A 21544-nucleotide genomic window follows, 5' to 3' on the forward strand; every position below is an offset into this window, starting at 1 on the left:
ACAGCCACACCCCACCAGGGCCCCCGCCCACAGCAGGGCTCCGCACTTCATCCACAGTGAATCATTCCGATGACGGCCCATGGGCGCTCTCCTTTGCGCGGTGTCTTCCTTCAGCTACCTCCGAAAGAGCGGAAAGTCAGTCAAAACCAGCGCCACGTCCGCTTGCCTGCCCTGCGAACGGACCGGCCTCCGTTCGAACGCGAACCGGCGTGCATAGGTTTGCGCCAGACACATCAGTGCGACCCGAGGAGGAAGAGATGTCTTTGGAAACGATTCTAGTGTGGGCGGTCATCGGCCTCATCGCCGGGTGGTTGGCGTCGGCCGTGGTCGGCGGGGGCTACGGGCTCATCGGCGACATCGTCGTGGGTGTGGTGGGAGCGTTCCTGGGCGGCTTCATCTTCCGTGCACTGGGAGCGGGCACGCCCTTCGGCGGCCTGGCCGGGACCATCTTCGTGGCCTTCATCGGAGCGGTGGTGCTGCTGCTCATCCTGAGAGCCATCCACTCGACACGCGTCCGACGCACATGAGTGGGCGGCTTCAGGTGCCGCGCCAGCCCTCGAGGACGGTGACGACGGCGGCGAGCACCATGAGGCCTCCCACGGCCTGAGCCACGCGCGCGCTGGTGGAGGGACGTGACTCCAGCCAGCCGCGCGCGTGGTCCGCGACCCGGGTGATGGCGCCGTACACCGCGCCCTGGGTCAGCGCGATGATGGACCCCAGGACCAGGGCCTGCAGCCACGGCGGCCCATCCTCCTTCCGCGGGAACTGGGGGAAGACGGCGAGCATGAAGACGGAGGCCTTCGGGTTGAGCAGGTTGGTGAACGCTCCCCGGCGGAACGTGGCCAGGGCGGAGCGCTGGCCGGCCTGCGAGGACGGGGAGAAGGTGGACGGGCTTCGCACCAGGGCCACCCCCATCCATGCCACATAGAGCGCCCCTGGCGTTAGGTTCCCGACCTATGTCCCGGCCCACCACGCGCGTGCTCACCGTGCTCGAGTTGCTGCAGACCCATGGGCGGATGAGCGGCTCGGAGCTGGCGCGGCGGCTGGAGGTGGACCGGCGCACGGTGCGCCGCTACATCCTGAAGCTGGAGGAGCTGGGCATCCCCATCACCGCCGAGCGCGGCAGGGACGGCGCCTACATGCTGGTGGCGGGCTTCAAGCTGCCGCCGATGATGTTCACCGAGGACGAGGTGCTGGCGCTGTCGGTGGGGCTGCTCGCCTCGCGCGGGCTGGGCCTGGCGCAGGCGGCCCCCGCGGTGGAGAGCGCCCAGGCGAAGCTGGAGCGGGTGATGCCCGCGACGCTGAAGCGGCGCGTGCGCTCCGTGGACGAGTCGGTGACGCTCGACCTCTCCCGCGCCCGCGAGATGGCGGACAACACCGCGCTCGTCGCCCTGAGCTCCGCGGCCCAGCTGCGCAAGCGCGTGCGCCTGGGCTACCGGGGCGCGCGCGAGGAGGACACCGAGCGCGACTTCGACCCGTATGGCCTCGTCTGGCGCGGCGGGCGCTGGTACGCGGTGGGCGTCTGCCACCTGCGCGAGGATTTGCGCACCTTCCGGTTGGACCGGGTGCGCGCGGTGCTCCCGCTCGACGTCCACTTCACGCGGCCGGACGGCTTCGACGCGCTGGCGCACGTGGAGGCCGCGGTGGCGTCGCTGCCGCGCGCGTTCGCCGTGGAGGTGCTGCTCGACACGGACCTGGCCCGGGCGCGCCAGCACCTGTTCGCCACGCTGGGCGTGCTGGAGGCGGTGCCCGGCGGCGTGCGGCTGTCGGGGCAGACGGATGACCTGGACTGGTTCGCGCGGGAGCTGTCACGGCTGCCCTTCGCGTTCCACATCCAGCGCCCCGACGGGCTGCGCGTCGCGCTGGAGGCCCGCGCCCGGAGGCTGCTGGCCCTGGCGCGCGGGGGTGGCTAGCGGGCCTCCTGCCGCTGCCGACGCCGGAACTCGGCCACCTTGGCCTTGTTGCCGCAGCCGGACATGGAGCACCAGCGCCGCAAGCCCGAGCGCGAGGTGTCCACGAAGAGCAGGCCACAGTCGCGCTGCTCACACGTGCGCACGCGCTCCGCCAGCTCGCCGCCGAGCAGCTCCGCGCCGTCGCGCGCCACCGTCACCAACAGCCCCCGGATGTCCGCGCCCGCCCAGAACAGCCCGCGAGGCCCCAGCTGGGGCGCGGGCGGCGGCTCCGCGGCCCAGCGGTTGAGGATGGAGCGGTCCCTCGCGGAGAAGTTCTCCCCGCGCGCGAGGGCCAGGGCCAGCCGGTGGAGCGCCTCGCGCAGCTCGCGCGCCTGGGCCAGCTCCTCCGCCGTGGGCTCCTGCACCTGCGCCGCCAGTCCCGCGGCGATGAGCCACCGGCCCAGGTCCTTCGGCGTCTGGAGCAGCTCCTGGGGCGTGTCCTTCAGCCGCCCCGCCAGCGTCGCCGGCAGGTCCAGCGACACGCGCCCCGCCCGGAACGCGAAGCCGTCCCTTCGCTCTCCCTTGGAAATCGGCGGGGAGGGGGGAGCAGCGCGTTGCCTGGCGACCATGGAGAGACCTCGAGGAGGGGGGAACCGCAATGGCAAACTACCTGGAATGCGCGCCAACGCACGCGTGAAGTTGGTAACCCTTCCATGGGGTTTCATTCCGATGCATGCATGGTTTTCACCCCGTGTCTGGCTTCGGGGCCGGGCGCGCGCGGGTCACTAGAGGAGATGCGCGAGGGCGCATGCACGCATCGTCCTGGTGCGGGCGCGCGCCGTCACCCCGTCGTCATCGGCTCCAGAGGAAGTCGACGAGCACGAGGTAGTGCGTGGAGGCGGCGGCGATGACCATGAGGTGGAAGACCTCGTGGTAGCCGAAGACGGCGGGGCTGGGGTCCGGCCACCGGCGCGCGTAGACGACGGCGCCCACCGCGTAGAGCAGGCCGCCCAGGACGAGCCAGGTCGCGCGAGTCGTGCCCACCACCGAGGGCAGCCGCAGCATCACCGGGGCGGAGAGCGCGCCCAGGATGACGTAGAGCACCGAGCGCACGCCCCGCGTGCCGGAGATGCCGAGGAGCGACAGCCCCGCGCCCGTGAGCGCGCAGCCCCACATCACCCAGAGCAGGTGCCGCGTCCACGCGTCGGGTGCGTCCAGCGTGGCCAGCGGCGTGAAGGTCCCCGCGATGAGCAGGTAGATGGCGGCATGGTCCATCCGCCGCAGGCGCTGGTACGCGACCGGGCCCCAGGTGGGCACGTGGTAGGTGGCGCTGGTCCCGAACATCAGCACCAGCGACAGGCCGAAGACGCAGTCGGCGAAGTGCTGCAGGCCCTTGGCCGGCGCGAGCGCGAGCGCGATGAAGCCGCCCAACGCCGCGAGGAACGCGAGCGCGTGCGACACGCCTCGCAGCCGGGGCTTCACCTCCGCGACCACGGCGCGGAGCTCGGGAGGGACGATGGACGCCATGCCCCCCTGTCCTAGTCACGCCCGGTCACCGGCGCGTCAGCGCCCCGGACATCCCGTCCACCCGTGGACGGCGGTCCCGCCCCGAGCGTCGACTGCCGCGCACTCGAAGGCCCCCGCGACGTCCAGGAGCCCACGCCGTGTCCAGGGCTCCGACGCGAAGCGTTGCCCGTGCGCGCGGGCGGTCCGCGAGCGCTCGCCCGTCCGTCTGGGTTTGGGTCTTCGATTTGAGAGGAATTGGCCGCGCCCCGCCGGGCTGGCTGTGCTTCCCAGGGAGTCTGTTCTCTCTCTGGAGAGGCGGGCTTTTCAATGTTTCATCCGGGTCGATGTCCACCCATTTGAAGCCTTGAGAGGTTTTGGGCATACCCTAATGTGTCGAATCCGTTTCGGGCCGTCCAACGCCAACTCCCTCGTCCACGGCCCGGGCCTCATCGCCCATGAATCAGTCGCAACCGCAGGTCATCGAAATCAACCTCGAGCGTCTCGAGCGCATCCGGGACGTGCTGGCGATGATTTCGCTCGGGGAGTTCAACCCGGACGAGCATCTCATCGCGGTGGAGAACCATGACGTGTTCTCCTCGTTCGAGGACACCATCAACCTCTTCGCCCGCCAGCTCCACGCGTCCGTGCAGGAGAGCGAGCAGTCGATGCTCAAGCTCGACGCGGCCCGGCGCGAGCTGGAGGAGAAGCTCTCCACCATCGAGAAGCAGCGGCTGGCCATCCGCGACTTGTCCACGCCCATCATCGAGCTGTGGGAGGACGTGCTCACGCTGCCCATCGTCGGGGTGGTGGACACGCAGCGCTCGCTGGAGATGACCGAGCGGCTGCTGCACCGCATCTCCCAGGGCAAGGCCCGCTGCGCCATCATCGACATCACGGGCGTGGAGGTGGTGGACACCTCCACCGCGAACCACTTCGTGAAGATGGTGAACGCCGCCCGCCTGCTCGGCACCTACTGCGTGGTGACGGGCATCAGCCCGGTCATCGCCCAGACGCTCACGCAGATTGGCGTCGACCTGCGGGACGTGAAGACGCTCGGCAGCCTGCGTGACGGGCTGAAGGAGTGCTTCCTGTACCTGCGCAACCACACCGCCCACCGCGCCCTCGACGCGGGCGGCCGGTAGCCCTCCGAACCCTCTTTCCGGAACCCAGACTCACATGTCCCAAGTCACCCACGAGCCCGGCATCACCGTCACGGGCGCGAGCGTGGCCTCCATCGTGGAGGCCATCCAGTCGTTCACCGTCCTCGTCAACGCCCTGCTGGACGTGATGAAGGTCCCCGCGCGCGGGGCGGGCGCCGAGCGCGCCATCGACGTGACGGCCTGGTACCCGCTGGAGGACTACCTCCAGGCGTACCGGAAGATCGACTCCCTGCTGGGCGGGCGCGGCCTGGAGAAGGTCGGCTCGATGATTCCCAAGAACGCCGTGTTCCCCTCGGACATCACCGACATCCACAAGGGGCTGGCCTCCATCGACATCGCCTTCCACATGAACCACCGGAAGAACGGCCGGTCCATGTTCAACCCCCTCACGGGGGAGATGGCGGACGGCATCGGTCACTACTCTTACAGCGCCGTGCCCGGGAAGAACGAGGGCCACGTGGTGTGTGGCAATCCCTATCCGTGCCGGTTCGACCAGGGCCTCATCAGGGGCATGGCCCAGCGCTTCATGCCCCACGCCGTCGTCGCGCATGACCCGGACCAGGGCTGCCGCCAGAAGGGCGGCGCCTCCTGCACCTTCATCGTGACCTGGTAGCGGAAGGACACCTGCGCCGCGCCCCCCGTCGGGAATGAGGGCGCGGCGGCTTGCAGGCAGGAGGGGGTTCCTAGTTCGGGCCGCGCAGGGGCAGCAGCGCCCGCACGCGCGCGTCCCTGAGGAACAGGCCGCCCCAGGCGATGACGCCCAGCAGCACGGGGATGAGGAACGAGTCCCCCTGCCGCACGTGCGTCACCGTGGCGCCGCCCAGGTAGCCCGTGACGAGGATGGCCCCCAGCACCGCCGTGCGCGGCACCGCGTAGAGCAGCGCCGAGAGCAGCTCCGCGATGCCGATGGGCACGAGCACCGACGCCGGGAAGCCCGACTTGGCGAAGCCCTCCACCACCTCCGGGGGCTGCCGCAGCTTCATGGACGCGCTGGCGACCAGCGCCAGCACGACGAGGCCGGAGAAGACCCGGCCCGTCCAGAGGGCCCAGGGTTTGGAGGCGGGGACGGCGGTGGTGGCGGCGGTCGTCATGGGGGGACGGCTCCTGATGGGAGTGGGTTCCGAAAGGTTCGTCGGTTACAACCCGTAACCGGCGCTCGTGTAACGAGGGCCCGTTTCGTCCGCAAGAAGGCACATCCATGTCACCACCTCCCGCCAAGCGTCCCCGCTCGAAGAATCCCCATGGCGCCACCGAGTCCTGTCTGGCCGTGCGCGACGTCCTCACGCGCGTGGGCGACAAGTGGAGCGTGCTCGTCGTGGGCAGCCTGGGAGACGGGCCGCTGCGCTTCAGTGACTTGAAGCGCGGCATCGAGGGCATCTCCCAGCGCATGCTGACGCTCACCCTCAGGGGGCTGGAGCGGGACGGGCTGGTGACGCGCACCCAGTACCCCACGGTGCCGCCCCGCGTGGAGTACGCGCTCACGCCCCTGGGGCACACGCTGCTGGACCCCGTCCAGGAGCTGGCGAAGTGGGCGCTGCAGAGCCGCGCCGCCATCCAGACGGCCCGGGGCCGCTACGACAAGAAGCCCAAGCCGCCTCCCGCCTCGGGGCCCACGCGGAGGTAGGGCCCGTCAGTCGAACATGGCCCGGAGCGCGTCGCCCAGCGTCTCCACGCCGACCACGCGCAGCTTCGTGGCCTCCATGCGCCGGGCGCTGCCCGCGGGCATCACCACCCGCTTGAAGCCCATCTTCGCCGCCTCGATGAGCCGGGGCTCCACCTGGCCCACCGCGCGCACCTCGCCCGCCAGGCCCACCTCGCCCAGCACCAGCGTGTGCGGGTCCAGCGGCCGGTTCTGCAGGCTGCTCACCAGCGCCGCGCAGACAGCCAGGTCGCACGCGGGCTCGTTGAGCTGCATGCCGCCCGCGACGTTGACGAACAAGTCACAGCCGACGAGCGGAATCTCCTCCTTCTTCTCCAGCACCGCGGCGAGCAGGGCCACGCGGTTGCTGTCCACGCCGATGGCGGTGCGCCGCGCGGTGCCGTAGCCGGTGGGGGCCACCAAGGCCTGCACCTCCACCAGGAGGGGGCGGGTGCCGTTGAGCGTGCTGGTGACGACGCTGCCGGACTTGCCCGCGGGGCGCTCCGACAGGAAGAGGGCAGACGGGTCCGAGACCTCCACCAAGCCCGCGCCCTTCATCTCGAAGACGCCAATCTCGTTGGTGGAGCCGAAGCGGTTCTTGTGCGCGCGGAGGATTCGGAACGGGTGGCCGCGCTCGCCCTCGAAGTAGAGGACGGTGTCCACCATGTGCTCGAGCACGCGGGGGCCCGCGATGGAGCCCTCCTTCGTCACGTGGCCCACGATGAAGGTGGGCACCCCCGTGCGCTTGGCGTAGGCCATCAGCCGCCCGGCCACCTCGCGCACCTGGGTGATGCTGCCCGGCGCGTTGCCCAGCTCCGGCAGGTACATGGTCTGGATGGAGTCCACCACCAGCGCGCGCGGCTGGAGCGACTCGGCGGCGGCCAGCACCCGCTCCGCGTCCGTCTCCGCGAACAGGTGGATGGAGTCGCCCTCCACGCGCAGCCGCTCGGCGCGCATCTTCGTCTGGCGCAGGCTCTCCTCGCCGGAGACGTAGAGCACCGCGCCCTGACGCGCGAGCTTGTCCAGGGCCGCGAGCAGCAGCGTGGACTTGCCGATGCCCGGGTCGCCGCCCAGCAGGACGACGGAGCCCGCCACCACGCCGCCGCCCAGCACCCGGTCGAACTCGGCGATGCCGGTGCGCTGGCGCACCTCCGCGTCCCCGCTGACGTCCTTGAGCAGCATGGGCTTCGCCGCGCCGCCCGAGGCGCCCCAGGCCGGGCGCTTCTCGTCCTGCTTCGCCCCGGCTTCCTCCAGGAGCGAGCTCCATGCGCCACAGTCCGGGCACTTCCCCAGCCACTTCGCCGTCTGGTACCCGCACGCCTGGCAGGTGTAGTGCGTCTTCGCCTTCGCCATGGGTCGGGTGTGTATCGCACTACCCTGACGTCGCCACGGGCGGACGAGCAGGCACGTCTGGAGAGCAGGCAGGCTTGGTGTCAAGACCCATGCCGTCGAGTTGTACGTTGGGGAGGGGCGACCCAGCTTCATTCCCACGGGCGGCGCGATGGGCGCTGACCCTCGCACAAGCCGGGTGGGCGCCACACCGTGCGCCCTCTTCACCACTCACTGTGAGGTCGTGTCATGGGGATCATCGCTTTCCTGGTCATCGGTCTTCTCGCCGGTCTTCTCGCTCGGGCCCTGATGCCCGGCAACCAGTCCATGGGGCTGGTGGCCACGACGCTGCTGGGTATCGTCGGCTCCTTCGTGGGTGGCTTCATCGGCTCGCTGTTCCGCAGCGACGGCCGCGTCTTCGACCTGCACCCGTCCGGTCTGCTGTTCTCCGTGCTGGGCGCGCTCCTGGTCCTGTTCCTGGTGGGACTGGCCGGCCGGCGCCGCGTCCACGTCTGACGCGAGCCCGCATGACATGAAGGGTGGAAGGCCGGCGCTCCAGGGTTCTCCTCGGGCGCCGGTCGTCCGTTCAGGGGGTGGGAGGAAAGTCGTCAACCTGTTCTCGCTGAGTGGTTGACAAGTCCGCGCCGCCCGCGCACGTTCGCGCTCCTCTTGCCGTCTGTCGAGGAGCCCATGTCCGACGCCGCCACCGAGTCCTTCCACGGCCATGCCCACCACGCCGAGCCCGCTCCGGAGGGAGTGGCGGTGCGGCACGACTGGACGCTGGCCGAGGTGCGGGCCGTCTACGCGCTGCCGCTGTTGGACCTGGTCCACCGGGCGCAGACGGTGCACCGCGCGGTGTTCCAGGACAACAAGGTGCAGCTGTGCTCGCTGTTGTCCATCAAGACGGGCGGGTGCTCGGAGGACTGCGCGTACTGCCCGCAGGCGGCGCGCTACAAGACGGGCGTCAAGGCGGAGAAGCTGATGGCGGTGCCGGAGGTGCTGGAGGCCGCCCGGAAGGCCCGCTCCGCGGGGGCCACGCGCTTCTGCATGGGGGCCGCGTGGCGCGAGGTGAAGGACGGCCCGCAGTTCGACAGCGTGCTGGAGATGGTGCGGGGCGTGCGCGAGCTGGGGATGGAGGCGTGCGCCACGCTCGGCATGCTGACGGACAGCCAGGCCAAGCGCCTGAAGGACGCGGGGCTGTCCGCGTACAACCACAACCTGGACACGTCGCCGGAGCACTACGGGGACATCATCTCCACGCGCCTCTATGAAGATCGGCTGCGCACGCTGGGGCGGGTGCGGGACGCGGGCATCTCCGTGTGCTGCGGCGGCATCATCGGCCTGGGCGAGTCGGTGGATGATCGCTGCAACCTGCTGCGCACGCTGGCCAATCAGGAGCACCACCCGGAGTCGGTGCCCATCAACGCGCTGGTGGCGGTGGAGGGCACGCCGCTGGCGGAGCAGCCCCGGGTGGAGACGGTGGACATGGTGCGCACCATCGCCACCGCGCGCATCCTGATGCCCCAGTCGATGGTGCGGCTGTCGGCGGGCCGGCAGCAGATGAACGAGGAGGCGCAGCTTTTGTGCATGATGGCGGGCGCGAACTCGCTGTTCTTCGGCGAGAAGCTGCTGACCACGGGCAACCCCGAGTACACCCAGGACATGGCGCTCCTGGAGAAGGCCGGCATCCGTCCTCTGGAGCCGCGGCAGGACCGGTAGGGTGAGTGGGTCGTGAGTGATTCGACGCGCGACGTGGCCTCGGAGTGGGCGCGCGAGGAGGTGTCGGCGCTGCAGGCGCGGGGGCTTCGGCGCGGGCTGGAGCCCCTGGACTCGGCGCAGGGGCCGGTGGTGACGATGGGGGGCGAGACGCTCGTCAACTTCTCGTCCAATGACTACCTGGGGCTCGCGGCGTCCTCGGCGGTGAGGGCGGCGGCCATTGCCGCGGTGGAGCGCTACGGCGTCGGCACGGGCGCGAGCCGGCTGGTGGTGGGCGACACCCTGGCGCATCACCGGCTGGAGGCGCGGCTCGCGGCGTTCGAGCGGGCGGAGGCGGTGCTGCTGTTCAACAGCGGCTACGCGGCGAACACGGGCATCCTCCCCGCGCTGGTGGGGCCAGGGGACGCGGTGTTCTCGGACGCGCTGAACCACGCGTCGCTGGTGGATGGGTGCAGGCTGTCGCGCGCGAAGGTCGTCGTGTATCCGCACGCGGACGTGGAGGCGCTCACGAGCGCGCTCGCGTCGACGACGGCGCGGCGCAAGCTGGTCGTCACGGACACGGTGTTCTCCATGGATGGGGACGTGGCGCCGCTGCGTGCAATCGTGGAGGCGTGTGAGGCGCATGGCGCCGCGCTGATGGTGGACGAGGCGCACGCCACGGGGGTGCTCGGCGCGCGGGGCGCGGGGCTGTGCGAGGAGCTGGGGCTGGAGTCCCGGGTGGCGCTGCGGATGGGGACGTTGAGCAAGGCGCTGGGAGGGCAGGGGGCCTACGTGGCCACGTCGCGCGTGGTGGCGGACCTGCTCACCAGCCGGGCCCGGCCGTTCATCTTCTCCACGGCCTTGCCGGCGGCGCTGTGCGCGGCGGCGGAGGTGGCGGTGGACGCGGTGGAGAAGGACGTGGAGCTGCGTGAGCGGCTGTGGCGCAACATCCGGCGCTTCGCGGAGGGACTGAGGGGCCTGGGCCTGCGCGCGGAGGCTCGCAGCGCGGTGTTCCCGGTCATCCTGGGCGAGCCCGGGCGCGCGCTGGATGCGGCGCGGCGGCTGCGCGAGGCGGGGGTGCTGGTGAAGGCCATCCGGCCGCCGACGGTGCCCGAGGGGACGAGCCGGCTGCGCTTCTGCCTGTCGGCGGGCCATACGCTGGGGCACGTGGACCTCGCGCTCGAGGCGCTGCGGCACGTGGGCGTGCATGACCGTGGCACGTCGTGGTGAGGGCCACGCCTCACGTACACGGAGCACGGCCCGTCAGCAGAGTGGCATGTGCGACGAGCGGATGCTTCTCGGACCGGCGCCTGGGCCTCACCACACGCCCATGGATGGCGCAGCGTCATGTGCGAGGAGCGGACGCTTCTCGGACTGGAGCCTGGGCCTCACCACACGCCGAGGGAAGGCGCGGCGTCATGCGCGAGGCGCGGACGCTTCTTGGGCAGGCGCTGGCTCCTCGCCTCTCGCTGCGGAAGAGCGCGGCGCGCCAGTCGCACGAACCATTCCGGACGCCACGCGGGCGCGCCTCGTCATGAGGCGGCCTTCGCGCGAAGGCCCGGGGATGATCCACGGAGACAACACCGCATGAGCCGACCGTTCCAGATTTTCGTCACCGGCACGGACACGGGGGTGGGCAAGACGCAGGCCTCGCGCGCGCTCCTGTCGCTGCTCGCCGACGCGGGCCTGTCGCCCCAGGGCTTCAAGCCCTACGAGTCCGGCTGCGCCTCCCTGCGCGCCCCCGCCGACGCGCTCTCCCTGCGAGAGGCCGCCGGCAGCTCGCTCCCGCTGGACGTCCTGTGTCCGCACCGCTTCCGCCTGCCCGTGGCCCCGGGCGTGGCCGCCGCGCGCCTGGGCCGCGAGCCGGACTGGAAGACGACCCTGGCGGCCTGGAGGCAGCTGAAGCGCGGCCCCGCCGTGGTCGAGGGCGCCGGCGGACTCTTCGTCCCGCTCGACTCGCGCCACGACGTCATCGACCTCATCCAGACGCTGCGGCTGCCCGTGCTGCTGGTGGCGCGCGCGGGCCTGGGCACGCTCAACCACACCGCGCTGTCGCTCCAGGCGCTCGCCGCCCGGCGCATCCCCGTGCGCGCCGTGCTGCTCTCGCGGAGCACCTCCACCCGTGACGTCTCCGAGCGCGACAACCGCGCGCTACTGGAGGCGCGCCACGGTGTTCCCGTGCTCGGGCCGGTGCCGTTCGAGCCCGACGCGCGACGTCGGCACGCCGCGTTCCGGCGCGCCCTCCGCCCTCTGATGTCGTGAGCGCCGGGGCCGAGAATTCGGCCTCCCGCGCGTTCGGCCGGACGGACGGGTGCTACAGGTCGCGCAAGTTTTCGGGTGACGCGGCCGTGAAATGGACGGGCCGATTTTTCCGCGCGAGAAAGCCGTCACGAATGGCGGACATCATCGACCTCACGTTCCTCGCGGACGTCCGACGCTTCTTCAACAAGCTCATCGACCAGAGGGGGCTGTCCTACTTCCTCCAGAAGGACGGGGCTCGGCTGTTCCACATCGAGCCCACCAAGGTGGAGCTCGTCCTCCGTACCGCCCTGCGAGCCAGGGACCCGGAGCTTCCCAGGCCTCATGAGAAGGCCATCGAGCACTGCCGCAAGGAAGTGCGCCGCGAGCTCATCCGCCGCGTCGCCAACGCCATGCTGCAGACGGGGCTGTGAGCCGCTTCTCCCTCCGCTCGGACTTCTCCCGCACCCCGAATCCACTGGCGGAAGCGCTCGCCGGGCTCCGCGCCCAGGGCCTCCCCCCACTGGACCTCACGGTTTCAAACCCCACCCGCGTGGGGCTCCCGGCGCCCGACGCCGGCGTGCTCCACCCTCCCGGCGCCTTCGACTACGCGCCGGAAGCACTCGGCCTCCCCTCGGCTCGCGAGGCGGTGGCCGGGTACCTCCGCTCCCGGGGCACCGCCGTCTCCCCGGAGCACCTGGTGCTCAGCGCGAGCACCAGCGAGTCCTACGGCTGGCTCTTCAAGCTCCTGTGCGAGCCGGGTGACGACGTCCTCGTCCCCGCGCCCTGCTACCCCCTCTTCGAGCACCTGGCGCGTCTGGAGGCCGTCCAGACGCGCTCCTACCGCCTTCCGCTCGCGCACGGCTTCGGCCTGGACGCGGGCGAGGTGGAGGCGGCCCTCGGCCCGCGCACCCGCGCCGTGCTCATCATCAACCCCGGCAACCCCACCGGCCACTTCCTGCACGAGGGCGAGCTCTCCGCGCTCGCCGACGTCTGCGCGCGCCACCAACTGGCCCTCATCAGCGACGAGGTGTTCGCCGATTACGCCTGGGCCCCGGCGCCCGGCCGCGTGACGACGGTGGCCGGCCGCGCGCTCCCCATGCCCACCTTCAGCCTGTCCGGCCTGTCCAAGGTGGCGGGCCAGCCCGGCCTGAAGCTCGGGTGGATGCACGTGGGCGGACCCGAGGCCGCGCGCGACGAGGCCCTGGCCCGCCTGGAGTGGGTGGCCGACACGTACCTGTCCGTGGCCACGCCCGTGCAGCTCGCGCTGCCCCGACTGCTCGCCCATGCGCCCGTGTTCCAGGCGGCGCTGCTCGAGCGCGTGCGCGCCAACCGCGAGCACCTCCTGCGGGCCCGCCCCCCGGGCGCGACGTGGGACGTGCTGCCCGCGCACGGCGGCTGGAGCGCGGTGCTGCGCATTCCGAGGGAGCCCGGCGAGGAGGCCACGTGCCTCGCGCTGCTGGAGGCGGGGGTGCTCGTCCAGCCCGGCTACTTCTACGACTTCGGCGGGGGCGCGTTCCTGGTGCTCTCGCTGCTCTCCCCGCCCGAGGACTTCCTCGCCGCCCTGGCGCCGCTGACGCGGGTGCTCGGGGCGACGGGGTAGCGCGCTCCCTCGGATGAGGGGGCGCTCCTTCAGCCCAGGCTTCTTCAGTCCACGGCCGGAGCGATGAACTCCACCGTCCATCGCCGCCCTGACCCGGGTGCTCGGGGCGACGGGGTCGCACGCTCCCTCGGCTGCGGGAGCGCTCCTTCCACGCACCGGCGCTTTCAGTCCGCGGCCGGAGCGATGAGTTCCACCGTCCATCGCCGCCCTGACGCGGGTGCTCGGGGCGGCGGGGTAGAGCGCTCCCCCGACCGAGGGAGCGCTCCTTCAACCCGGGGCTTCTTCAGTCCGCGGCCGGAGCGATGAGCTCCACCGTCTGGAAGGCGCCGTCGACAATCTGGAACAGCTCGTACTCGGACGGCGCCTCGCCCGTGGCATCGAAGTCCAGCGGGCCGCTGGCGCCCTGCACGTTGATGAACTTGCCCGCGCTGATTTCGCCGCGCGCCTCGGTGAAGCGGCTGAAGCCCAGCGCGTAGGTGGTGGCCGGGGTGGCCGGAGGCGGCGTCACCTTGGCCAGTCCCTGGGCGATGCGGTCGCCGGTGATGGGCTGCGGGTTGTTGACCTCCGCGCCCGCCGCGTACGCCGCGCCCAGCGCCACCAGGTACATCGAGTCGTACGCGTGCGCCGTGAAGGAGAACTGGCCCGGGTCCGTGCCGCTGTACGCCGTGCGGAAGCGCTCCTTGAACGTCGTGTAGACCGCGTCACCCGGGCGCGCCTGCGCGGGCGCCGTGCCGTAGGCGCCCTCGACGATGCCCTTCGAGGTGCCCAGCGACGTGATGAGGTTCGAGTCCTTGCTCGCGTCCGTGAAGAAGTAGCGCTGGCTGGTACGGCCCTGGGCGGCGGCCTGGGTGATGATCTTCGCGTTGTCCTCGGAGAAGCCCATCATCACCGCGATGCTCGGCGCCGGGTTGGCCGCCAGGTGCGTCACGGCCGCGCTGACGTCGCCGTTGCGCGCGTAGAACGCGGAGGAGGGCGTCCGGCCGTTGCTCACCCGGCCGAGCACGGTGTCGAACAGGCCCTGACCGTAGGCGTCGTTCACGTAGACCAGGCTCACCGTGGTGGTGTCGGCGAAGGGGCGCTGGTCCCCGCTCACCGCGCGCACGTTGCTGACGAGGTCCGCGATGATGCGGCCCTGCAGCCGGTCCGACGGCGCCGTGCGCCACACCAGGCCCGCCTCACCGGACGCCGCCGTCTTGTCGCTCAGCGTGGCGATGTCGGGGCTGGTCGCCGTGTGCGTCATCAAGAGCACGTTGCGCGGAATGGTGATGGTGCTGATGGCGATGGTCTGCGCGCTGCCCGAGGAGAAGATGGCGGGCACGCCGCGCTCCGTCACCAGCCACTCGGCCTGCTCGCGGGCCCGGGCGGGCTCCGAGCGCGTGTCGCAGATGAGCAGGTTGAACCGCCGGCCGCCCACGCCCTCGCGCTGGTTGATCTCCTCCATCGCCAGCTTGAGCGCGTTGAGCGCCTGCCGCTCCGACACGTCCTCTCCGGTGGACGTCGTCAGGGGCAGCGCCGCGCCCAGGATGATGGGGTTGCCCGTGGTGGGGCCCACGATTTCGCCGCAGCCCCCCGGCTGGGGCAGGCAGAAGCCGCCCGCGGAGCAGACCTGGTTGGTGTCGCAGTCCGCGCTGGTCTCGCACTCGTCGAGCCCGCCCGCGGTGGTGAAGCTGCAGCCGGCCAGGAGCGCCGCGCAGCACGACATGAGTCGCAGGGTCTTCATCAGAAGCTGACCTCCAGACCCGCGCCGGTGCCACGAGGCGCCAGGGTCATCCGGACCTCGCCTTCCGCCGGGGGGCCGTCTTTCGGATACAGGATGATGGCGGTGATGGCGCCGGCCAGGCCCACGCCGAAGCCGATGTCCGCGAGCAGCGCCTTGGTCTTCGTGTTGTCCGCGAAGGTCTGCTTGGTGTCCTCGGTGCGCGCCGCGTCGAACTTCTCGCGCTCGTCGCGCGCCTGCAGGCCGAACAGCACGCCCGCGCCCACGCCCAGCACCGCCACGCCGCCCACCGCGTAGGCGGCGATCTTCTGGCGCTGGTAGGACTTGATGGCCCGGTCCAGCTCCGCCTGGCGCTGGCGCAGGTTCTCCTCCTCGGCGCGCTGCGCGGCGAGCTGCTCCTCCTCCGCGCGCTTCTTCGCAGCCTCCGCCTCGCCCTGCAGCTTCAGCCGCTCGGCCTCCGCGGTGGCCTGGGCCTGGTTCTCCTTGTCGAGCAAGAGCCGCAGCTTGTCGATGCTGCGCGCGCTGCGCTTGAGCAGCGCCGGGTCCGTGCCCTCGGTGTTGCCCACGTATTGCTGGTACCAGGAGAGCGCCTCGCGCAAATCCCCGGCGTTCTCCAGCGCCACGGCGATGTTGAAGATGAGCCGCGGGTTGGGCTGGGCCTCGTGGGCCTTCTTCAGCGCGTCCGCTGCCTCCTGGTACTTGCCGGCTTGATACAGCCGCTCGCCTTCCTTGATGAGGGCCGCTGGATTCTTGGCGCGCTGGGCGAACGCCACCGGGGGCGACAGCGCGAGGGCCGCCGACAATACGAAGACCAGTCTCATGATGAGCACGAGACTAGCGCGCCTTCGGCCCCGGGGCGAAGAGGGTGACCTCACACCTCGTGAAACGAGGTCGGGGCCGCTTCCACCCCCAGACTGGGAGAGGGAGCGACCCCGACGGGTGCTTCAAGGCGCTACAGCCGACGGGCGCCTCAGTGCTCCAGGCGCGAAATCAAGAGCTTGCGCTGGAGCATGAGCGCCTCCGGCGCCTTGGTGCCCAGCTGCTCGAAGAACACCTCCTGGCTCTTGAGCTCGGTCTTCCACTCGTCCTCCTTGATGGAGGTGGCCTCGGCGACGGCGTCCGCCGACATGTCCAGGCCCTTGAGGTTGAGGCCCTCGTCCTGACGGGGCACCCAGCCCAGCAGCGTCTCCTTGGTCGGGACGCGGCCGTGCACGCGGTTCACCACCCACTCCAGCACGCGCATGTTCTCGCCGAAGCCCGGCCACAGGAACTTGCCGTCCTTGTCCTGACGGAACCAGTTCACCTGGAAGATCTTGGGCAGCTGCGGAATGGTCTTCTGCATGTCCAGCCAGTGCTGGAGGTAGTCGCCCATGTGGTAGCCGCAGAAGGGCAGCATGGCCATGGGGTCGCGGCGCACGACGCCGACCTTGCCCGTGGCCGCCGCCGTCGTCTCGCTGCCCATGGTGGCGCCCAGGAACACGCCGTGGGTCCAGTTGAAGGCCTGGAGGACCAGGGGGACGGTGTTGGAGCGACGGCCGCCGAAGATGATCGCGGAGATGGGCACGCCCATCGGATCATTCGCCTTGGGGCTGAGCACCGGGTTGTTGGACATGGGCGCGGTGAAGCGGCTGTTCGGGTGCGCCGCCTTCTCCGTGCTGCCCTTCTTCCAGGGCCGGCCCTGCCAGTCGATGAGCTCCTCGGGGACCTCGCCGTCCTTGCCCTCCCACCACACGTCACCGTCGGGCGTCAGCGCCACGTTGGTGAACAGCGTGTCCTTGGAGATGGTCTCCATGGCGTTGGGGTTGGTCTTGTTGTTGGTGCCCGGGACGACGCCGAAGTAGCCGGCCTCCGGGTTGATGGCGTACAGCCGGCCGTCCGGGCCCGGGCGCATCCAGGCGATGTCGTCGCCCACCGTTTCGATCTTCCAGCCCTTGTACTCGGCGGGCGGAATCATCATCGCGAAGTTCGTCTTGCCGCACGCGGACGGGAAGGCGGCGGCGACGTAGGTCGTCTCGCCCTTGGGGCTCGTCACGCCGAGGATGAGCATGTGCTCGGCCAGCCACCCCTCCTCGCGGCCCAGGAAGCTGCCGATGCGCAGCGCGAGGCATTTCTTCCCCAGCAGCACGTTGCCGCCATATCCCGAGCCGAAGCTCCAGATGGTGTTGTCGTGCGGGAAGTGGCAGATGTAGCGGCGGTCCGGGTTGACGTCGCCCGTGCTGTGCAGGCCCCGGTTGAAGTCGTCGCTGTCGCCCAGCATGTCCAGCGCCTGCTGACCCATGCGCGCCATGATGCGCATGTTCAGCACCACGTAGATGCTGTCGGTCAGCTCCACGCCAATCTTGGTGAAGGGGCTGCCGATGGGGCCCATGGCGTAGGGCACCACGTACATGGTGCGGCCCTTCATGCTGCCGGCGAAGAGCTGGCCCAGCTTGTGGTACGCCTCGTCCGGCTCCATCCAGTTGTTGGTGGGGCCCGCCTCCGCCTTGTTCGGCGTGCAGATGAACGTGAGGTGCTCCACGCGCGCCACGTCGTTCGGGTTGGAGCGGTGCAGGTAGCAGCCGGGCCGCTTCTGCTGGTTCAGCGGGATGAGGATGCCCTCACTCACCGCCTGCTCCGTCATCCGCTTCTTCTCGGACTCGGAGCCATCGCACCAGACAATGCTGTCCGGCTGGGTCATCTTGGCCATCTCGGCCACCCAGGCCAGCAGCGTGGGGTTGTTCGTGGGGGCCTTGGAGCCCTCCGCCGCCACTTGCGTCGAAGCCATGGAAGTTTCCTTGTGTTCTCTCAAGATAGGGGCTCCCCGTCCTGGTGGAATAGGGCACGGCCCCTACCAGCGGGAGAGACGACAAAACTTCTGGAAGGGACGCTTAAAAGCAACTGGCGTCCGACGATGCCCCGCTCCACCAGGCACAATCTCCTAATTCCTCTTATCAGCGCTCGGTCATCTAGTAGTTGACGACACGGTGCGGCAGGGGCTCGCCGCCCCGTCGGACAGGGCACAAGTTGGCGGTCCCCACCGGTTTTCCATGACCATCGCCATCGTCCTGGCCGTCGTTCTCATCGCGCTGGTTCTGTTCACCATCGATAGCATCCCCATCGAGGTCAGCTCGCTGGTGGTGGTGTGCCTGTTGGCGCTGACGGGGGTGCTGACGCCCCGGCAGGCCTTCGAGGGCTTCAGCAACGACACCGTCATCTTCATCTTCACGCTGCTGGCGATGACGCAGGGGCTGGCGTCGACGGGGGTGGTGCAGCTGGTCGGGCAGCGGCTGGCCTTCTTCGCGCGCTTCGGCCACCAGACCTTCGTCATGGCGATGATGGTGGTGGTGGCGGTGTTCTCGTCCGTCATCTCCAACACGGTGACGACGGCGGCCTTCCTGCCGGTGGCCATCGGCGCGGCGAACCGGGCCAAGGTGCCCAAGAGCAAGGTGCTGCTGCCGCTGGCGTACGCGTCGATGCTGGGCGGCATGGTGTTCCTCTACGGCACGTCCACCAACCTGGTGATGTCCGCGGCGCTCGAGCGCATGGGGATGAAGCCCATCGGCGTGGCGGAGCTGGCGCCGGTGGGGCTGCCGGTGGCGGTCATCGGCATCCTCGTCGTGGTGGTGCTCGGGCCGCTCCTGCTGCCCTCGCGGGTGGGCAAGGGGAGCGCGGACGAGTGGACGCTGCGCGACTACCTGACGGAGGCGGTGCTGCCCGCGGGCTCGCGCTACCTGGGCAAGCCGCTGGCCGAAATCACGGAAGGGCTGGGCCTGCGCGTCATCGGGCTGTTGCGCGACGGGAAGGCCACGTCGGCCACGCCCACGCAGGTGCTGAGCGGGGACGAGCGGCTGCTGGTCGAGGGCTCGCGCGAGGACATCCTCCGGGTGAAGGACCTGCAGGGCATCGAAATCCGTCCGGACCTGCGGCACGCGGACGAGGCGCAGCTCGACGAGGACACTGCGCTGGTGGAGGCCGCGGTACCGCCGGGCAGCCCGCTGGTGGGCCGCGGCCTGAAGGAGGCGCTCTTCGTGGAGCGCTACGGCCTGGTGGCGCTGGCCCTGCACCGCCACCCGAGCCTCCAGCGCGTCACCAAGCTCCAGCTGTTGGGCCGCACCTTCGGCGAGCGGCGTCTGTCGCTCCTGCCCCTGGCGGTGGGGGACGTGCTGCTCTTGCGCGGGCCCCGCGAGAAGGCGGCGGAGCTGGCGGACGGGCTGAGCCTGACGGTGTTGAGCGGCCACGAGTACCAGCCGCCCCGCTACGGCAAGGCGCTGCTCGCGGTGGTGCTGTTCCTGTGCGCGCTCGCGGCGGGCTCGCTGGACATCCTGCCGCTGTCGGTGGCGGGGCTCACCGGCATGCTGGCGATGATCGCCACCGGCTGCATGGACGCGCGCAAGGCGTTCCGGGTGGACTGGCGGGTGGTGCTGCTCATCGGCTCCATGATGGCGCTGGGGCTGGCCATGGAGGTGAGCGGGGCGGGGAAGTTCCTGGGCCAGCGGGTGGCGGAGCTGGGGGATTTCGGCGGGCCGCGCACGGTGCTGGTGGCGCTGATGCTGCTCACCATCGTCCTGTCCGCGCCCATGTCCAACCAGGCCGCGGCGCTGGTGGTGCTGCCGGTGGCGGTGAACGCGGCGGCGCAGCTGGGCGTGGACGTGCGCCCCTTCGCCATCGGCGTGACGCTGGCGGCCAGTTGCTCGTTCATCACGCCGCTGGAGCCCAGCTGCGTGATGGTCTACGGCCCCGGGCACTACCGCTTCACGGACTTCTTCCGGCTGGGCACGCCGCTCACCGGGCTGCTCGTGGTGGTGCTGGCGGTGGCGGTGCCGTGGGTGTGGCCCTTCTGAGGCGGAAGCCTCAGTGGATGGCCGCGCGCACGCCGATGTCCTCGAGCACCCGCGCCTCGTGGCCGAGCATCCACTCCATCCGCTCGCGCACGGGCGTGTCATCGCCTCCGGACGCGGTGACGGCCAGCCGGAAGAACAGCGACTGGTGGCCGTCCTCGGACTGGGCCAGCTCCCCGTAGAAGCGCGCGAGCGCCGGGTCCGTCAGCCCCTCGGCGAGCAGGGACAGCCGCTCACAGGAGCGCGCCTCGATGATGGCGGCGACCAGGAGCCTGTCGGTGCGCCGCTCGGCGGCCGGGGTGCGCACCAGCTTCTGCAGGCCTTGGGCGTACGGGTCTCCGGAGTCCTTGGTGAGCGTCAGCCCCCGGGCCTCCATGAGGTCGAGCACGCGGGCCAGGTGCGCGCTCTCCTCGCGCGCCAGGCGGGCCATCTGCGCGGGCAGCCCGGGCAGGTCCGGGTAGGCCTGCAGGAGCGACAGCGCGTTGGCGGCGGCCTTCTTCTCGCAGTGGGCGTGGTCCACCAGCACGGCGTCGAAGTTCGCGAGCGCCAGCGGGAGCCAGCGCGGGTCCGTGGCCGAGTGGAGGATGACGGGGCCCTCTCCGGAGAGGGGGCGACGGGAAGGCGTGGGACGGCTGCTCATGGAGGGCGCGGACTGTACGGCATCGCCCCCGGCCCGGGCGAGCTACTCCACCAACACCAGCCGCCACGTGCGGCCGGCCAGGTAGCCGACCTTCCGGGCGATGCGCGCGGTGCTCTCGTCGCGCTCGTCGATGCGCATCGTCAGCCGGGGCAGCGAGGACAACAGGTGCCGGGAAATCTGTCCCAGGCACAGCGTGGCGTGGCCCTTCTGGCGCTCGGAGGGCAGGGTGTAGAGGCCCTCCAGCTCCGCGCCGTACTGGGAGCGACTGCCGATGTCCACCTTGAGCACCAACGCGTCGTTCTCCTCCAGCACGTAGGTGCGCTTCTGGCGCACGCGCTGGACGACGCGGGCCTCGTAGCCCCGGGGGTCCTCGGAGAGCGGGTCTCGCTCCATGGCCTCGCGCACGTAGCCCTGTGCCAGCGGCAACAGGCGGGGCAGGTCCTCGTCGCGCGCGAGCCGCAAGAGCGGGTTGGTGAAGGGGCCCAGGTCATCCGCGGACACGCTGAACAGCCGCTGCGTGCGCGACAGGCGGGGCTTGCCGGGGGACAGGCTGCGCAGCAGCGCGTCCACCGAGGACTTGTCGCCCACCGCGGCCTTCAGGCTCAGCGACGAGGCCAGCGCGTCCGCGATGACGCTCGTGGCGCTCGCGTCGCTGGCGCTGGGCACCACCAGGCCGCCTTCTCCGCCCACGAAGACGGCGGCCGTCAGCAGCTTGTTGTCGAAGCGGCCGTAGAAGGCGAAGGGGATGCGGCCCCGCGCGGCGATGCCGAACTCCTCCAGCAACCCCAAGAGGTAGAGGTTGTGGACCGGGTCCTTCGAGAGCAACGCCCGCAGGGCGTCCGCGTCCTGGGGGCCGAGCTGTTCGACGGAGACGGGCATTGAGGTGGGGTTGGGGGCCTTGCGACCTTACTCCAACGGTACGCGGAACTCGAAGGGGTACACCACCGTCGCCCGGCCTCCCCGGGACGGGGTCTTGAACCCGATGTCCAGCAGCGAGTCCACCACGCACGCCTGCACCATCGGGTCCGGGATGGTGCTCGCCAGCACTTCGCCCTTGTCCATCCGCCCCTCGCCCTCGCCGCGGGACTCCAGGTTGAAGCGCAGCTTCACGGCTTGTGGGCCCCGGTTTCGCTGTGCGGCATCCTGGAAACATTGCTGCACGAGCGGAGTCACCGCCTTTAGGGCGGCCTCGATGTCCTCGGGGCGGAAGTCGCCGTGGATTTCCTCGAGGGTGAACTCGCTCTGGATGACGCGGCGCTTGTCGGGCTGCTCGGGGACGGGCACCTCGGACTGGGGCGAGGGGAAGGC

23 protein-coding genes are annotated in these 21544 nt (G+C 70.7%); 12 read left to right on the forward strand and 11 right to left on the reverse strand.

Features of this window, described 5'->3' with window-relative positions; genetic code table 11:
* Positions 1–257 precede the first annotated feature (257 nt).
* The gene (locus FL311_RS25390; protein ID WP_046711358.1) at positions 258–527 is read left to right on the forward strand and encodes a GlsB/YeaQ/YmgE family stress response membrane protein; all 270 of its coding nucleotides are present in this window, start codon (positions 258–260) and stop codon (positions 525–527) included.
* A gap of 10 nt (positions 528–537) precedes the next feature.
* Here FL311_RS25390 and FL311_RS25395 read toward each other — a convergent pair whose 3' ends face one another.
* A complete protein-coding gene (locus FL311_RS25395; RefSeq protein WP_228557068.1) occupies positions 538–924 on the reverse strand; it encodes a LysE family translocator in 387 nt (128 codons plus the stop codon).
* A 32-nt stretch (positions 925–956) separates the two neighbouring features.
* Between FL311_RS25395 and FL311_RS25400 the strand changes: the two genes are divergently transcribed.
* Positions 957–1913, forward strand: a complete 957-nt coding sequence (locus tag FL311_RS25400) for a YafY family protein (protein WP_141328808.1) — start codon at positions 957–959, stop codon at positions 1911–1913.
* Here FL311_RS25400 and FL311_RS25405 read toward each other — a convergent pair.
* Complete coding sequence (locus FL311_RS25405) at positions 1910–2434, reverse strand: ABATE domain-containing protein (RefSeq protein WP_255510360.1); 525 nt, start codon at positions 2432–2434, stop codon at positions 1910–1912. The genes FL311_RS25400 and FL311_RS25405 overlap by 4 nt on opposite strands.
* Before the next feature lie 310 nt (positions 2435–2744).
* Positions 2745–3419 (reverse strand): hemolysin III family protein, encoded by a 675-nt coding sequence (locus tag FL311_RS25410; RefSeq protein ID WP_141328812.1) that lies wholly within the window; start codon positions 3417–3419, stop codon positions 2745–2747.
* A 434-nt stretch (positions 3420–3853) separates the two neighbouring features.
* Between FL311_RS25410 and FL311_RS25415 the strand changes: the two genes are divergently transcribed.
* Both FL311_RS25415 and FL311_RS25420 read left to right on the forward strand, forming a co-directional pair.
* On the forward strand, positions 3854–4540 hold the full coding sequence (locus tag FL311_RS25415; protein WP_141328814.1) for an STAS domain-containing protein: 687 nt from the start codon (positions 3854–3856) through the stop codon (positions 4538–4540).
* 34 nt (positions 4541–4574) lie between these two features.
* On the forward strand, positions 4575–5171 hold the full coding sequence (locus tag FL311_RS25420) for a hypothetical protein (RefSeq protein WP_141328816.1): 597 nt from the start codon (positions 4575–4577) through the stop codon (positions 5169–5171).
* Positions 5172–5241: 70 nt separating this feature from the next.
* On the opposite strand, the gene FL311_RS25425 is transcribed toward FL311_RS25420, so the two are convergent.
* Complete coding sequence (locus FL311_RS25425) at positions 5242–5649, reverse strand: DoxX family protein (protein WP_141328818.1); 408 nt, start codon at positions 5647–5649, stop codon at positions 5242–5244.
* 107 nt (positions 5650–5756) lie between these two features.
* On the opposite strand from FL311_RS25425, the gene FL311_RS25430 reads away from it, so the two are divergent.
* Positions 5757–6182 carry a helix-turn-helix domain-containing protein gene (locus FL311_RS25430; protein ID WP_141328820.1) on the forward strand — a complete coding sequence of 142 codons (426 nt, stop codon included), beginning with the start codon at positions 5757–5759 and terminating at the stop codon, positions 6180–6182.
* Positions 6183–6188: 6 nt separating this feature from the next.
* Here FL311_RS25430 and radA read toward each other — a convergent pair whose 3' ends face one another.
* Positions 6189–7550, reverse strand: coding sequence for a DNA repair protein RadA (gene radA / locus FL311_RS25435; protein WP_141328822.1), 1362 nt, complete (start codon positions 7548–7550; stop codon positions 6189–6191).
* 225 nt (positions 7551–7775) lie between these two features.
* Between radA and FL311_RS25440 the strand changes: the two genes are divergently transcribed.
* The 6 genes from FL311_RS25440 (at position 7776) to FL311_RS25465 (ending at position 13062) form a co-directional block, all read left to right on the forward strand.
* On the forward strand, positions 7776–8042 hold the full coding sequence (locus FL311_RS25440; RefSeq protein WP_141328824.1) for a GlsB/YeaQ/YmgE family stress response membrane protein: 267 nt from the start codon (positions 7776–7778) through the stop codon (positions 8040–8042).
* 174 nt (positions 8043–8216) lie between these two features.
* Entirely contained in the window at positions 8217–9245 is a 1029-nt protein-coding gene (gene bioB, locus FL311_RS25445) for a biotin synthase BioB (protein WP_141328826.1), read from the forward strand.
* Positions 9246–9257: 12 nt separating this feature from the next.
* Positions 9258–10451, forward strand: a complete 1194-nt coding sequence (gene bioF, locus FL311_RS25450) for an 8-amino-7-oxononanoate synthase (RefSeq protein ID WP_141328828.1) — start codon at positions 9258–9260, stop codon at positions 10449–10451.
* Between the two features lie 357 nt (positions 10452–10808).
* Entirely contained in the window at positions 10809–11483 is a 675-nt protein-coding gene (bioD, locus tag FL311_RS25455; protein WP_141328830.1) for a dethiobiotin synthase, read from the forward strand.
* A 131-nt stretch (positions 11484–11614) separates the two neighbouring features.
* Entirely contained in the window at positions 11615–11893 is a 279-nt protein-coding gene (locus tag FL311_RS25460; RefSeq protein ID WP_141328832.1) for a hypothetical protein, read from the forward strand.
* The gene (locus tag FL311_RS25465) at positions 11890–13062 is read left to right on the forward strand and encodes a pyridoxal phosphate-dependent aminotransferase (RefSeq protein WP_141328834.1); all 1173 of its coding nucleotides are present in this window, start codon (positions 11890–11892) and stop codon (positions 13060–13062) included. The genes FL311_RS25460 and FL311_RS25465 overlap by 4 nt, the downstream gene beginning before the upstream one ends.
* Before the next feature lie 283 nt (positions 13063–13345).
* On the opposite strand, the gene FL311_RS25470 is transcribed toward FL311_RS25465, so the two are convergent.
* The 3 genes from FL311_RS25470 to FL311_RS25480 all read right to left on the reverse strand — a co-directional run bounded on the left by FL311_RS25470 (position 13346) and on the right by FL311_RS25480 (position 17543).
* Complete coding sequence (locus FL311_RS25470) at positions 13346–14782, reverse strand: ABC transporter substrate-binding protein (protein WP_141328836.1); 1437 nt, start codon at positions 14780–14782, stop codon at positions 13346–13348.
* The gene (locus FL311_RS25475; protein ID WP_141328838.1) at positions 14782–15600 is read right to left on the reverse strand and encodes a tetratricopeptide repeat protein; all 819 of its coding nucleotides are present in this window, start codon (positions 15598–15600) and stop codon (positions 14782–14784) included. The genes FL311_RS25470 and FL311_RS25475 overlap by 1 nt, the downstream gene beginning before the upstream one ends.
* A 149-nt stretch (positions 15601–15749) precedes the next feature.
* The gene (locus FL311_RS25480; protein ID WP_141328840.1) at positions 15750–17543 is read right to left on the reverse strand and encodes a phosphoenolpyruvate carboxykinase (GTP); all 1794 of its coding nucleotides are present in this window, start codon (positions 17541–17543) and stop codon (positions 15750–15752) included.
* Between the two features lie 262 nt (positions 17544–17805).
* Between FL311_RS25480 and FL311_RS25485 the strand changes: the two genes are divergently transcribed.
* Positions 17806–19599, forward strand: coding sequence for an SLC13 family permease (locus FL311_RS25485; protein ID WP_141328842.1), 1794 nt, complete (start codon positions 17806–17808; stop codon positions 19597–19599).
* Positions 19600–19609: 10 nt separating this feature from the next.
* Here FL311_RS25485 and FL311_RS25490 read toward each other — a convergent pair whose 3' ends face one another.
* The 3 genes from FL311_RS25490 to FL311_RS25500 form a co-directional block, all read right to left on the reverse strand.
* A complete protein-coding gene (locus FL311_RS25490) occupies positions 19610–20236 on the reverse strand; it encodes a tRNA-(ms[2]io[6]A)-hydroxylase (RefSeq protein WP_141328844.1) in 627 nt (208 codons plus the stop codon).
* A gap of 42 nt (positions 20237–20278) precedes the next feature.
* Complete coding sequence (locus FL311_RS25495; protein WP_141328845.1) at positions 20279–21115, reverse strand: GNAT family N-acetyltransferase; 837 nt, start codon at positions 21113–21115, stop codon at positions 20279–20281.
* A 27-nt stretch (positions 21116–21142) separates the two neighbouring features.
* Positions 21143–21544 (reverse strand): AgmX/PglI C-terminal domain-containing protein (locus tag FL311_RS25500; protein WP_141328847.1); only part of this gene is annotated, 402 nt, incomplete at its 5' end.

Source organism: Myxococcus sp. AB025B (assembly GCF_006518215.1).
Taxonomy (GTDB): domain Bacteria; phylum Myxococcota; class Myxococcia; order Myxococcales; family Myxococcaceae; genus Myxococcus; species Myxococcus fulvus.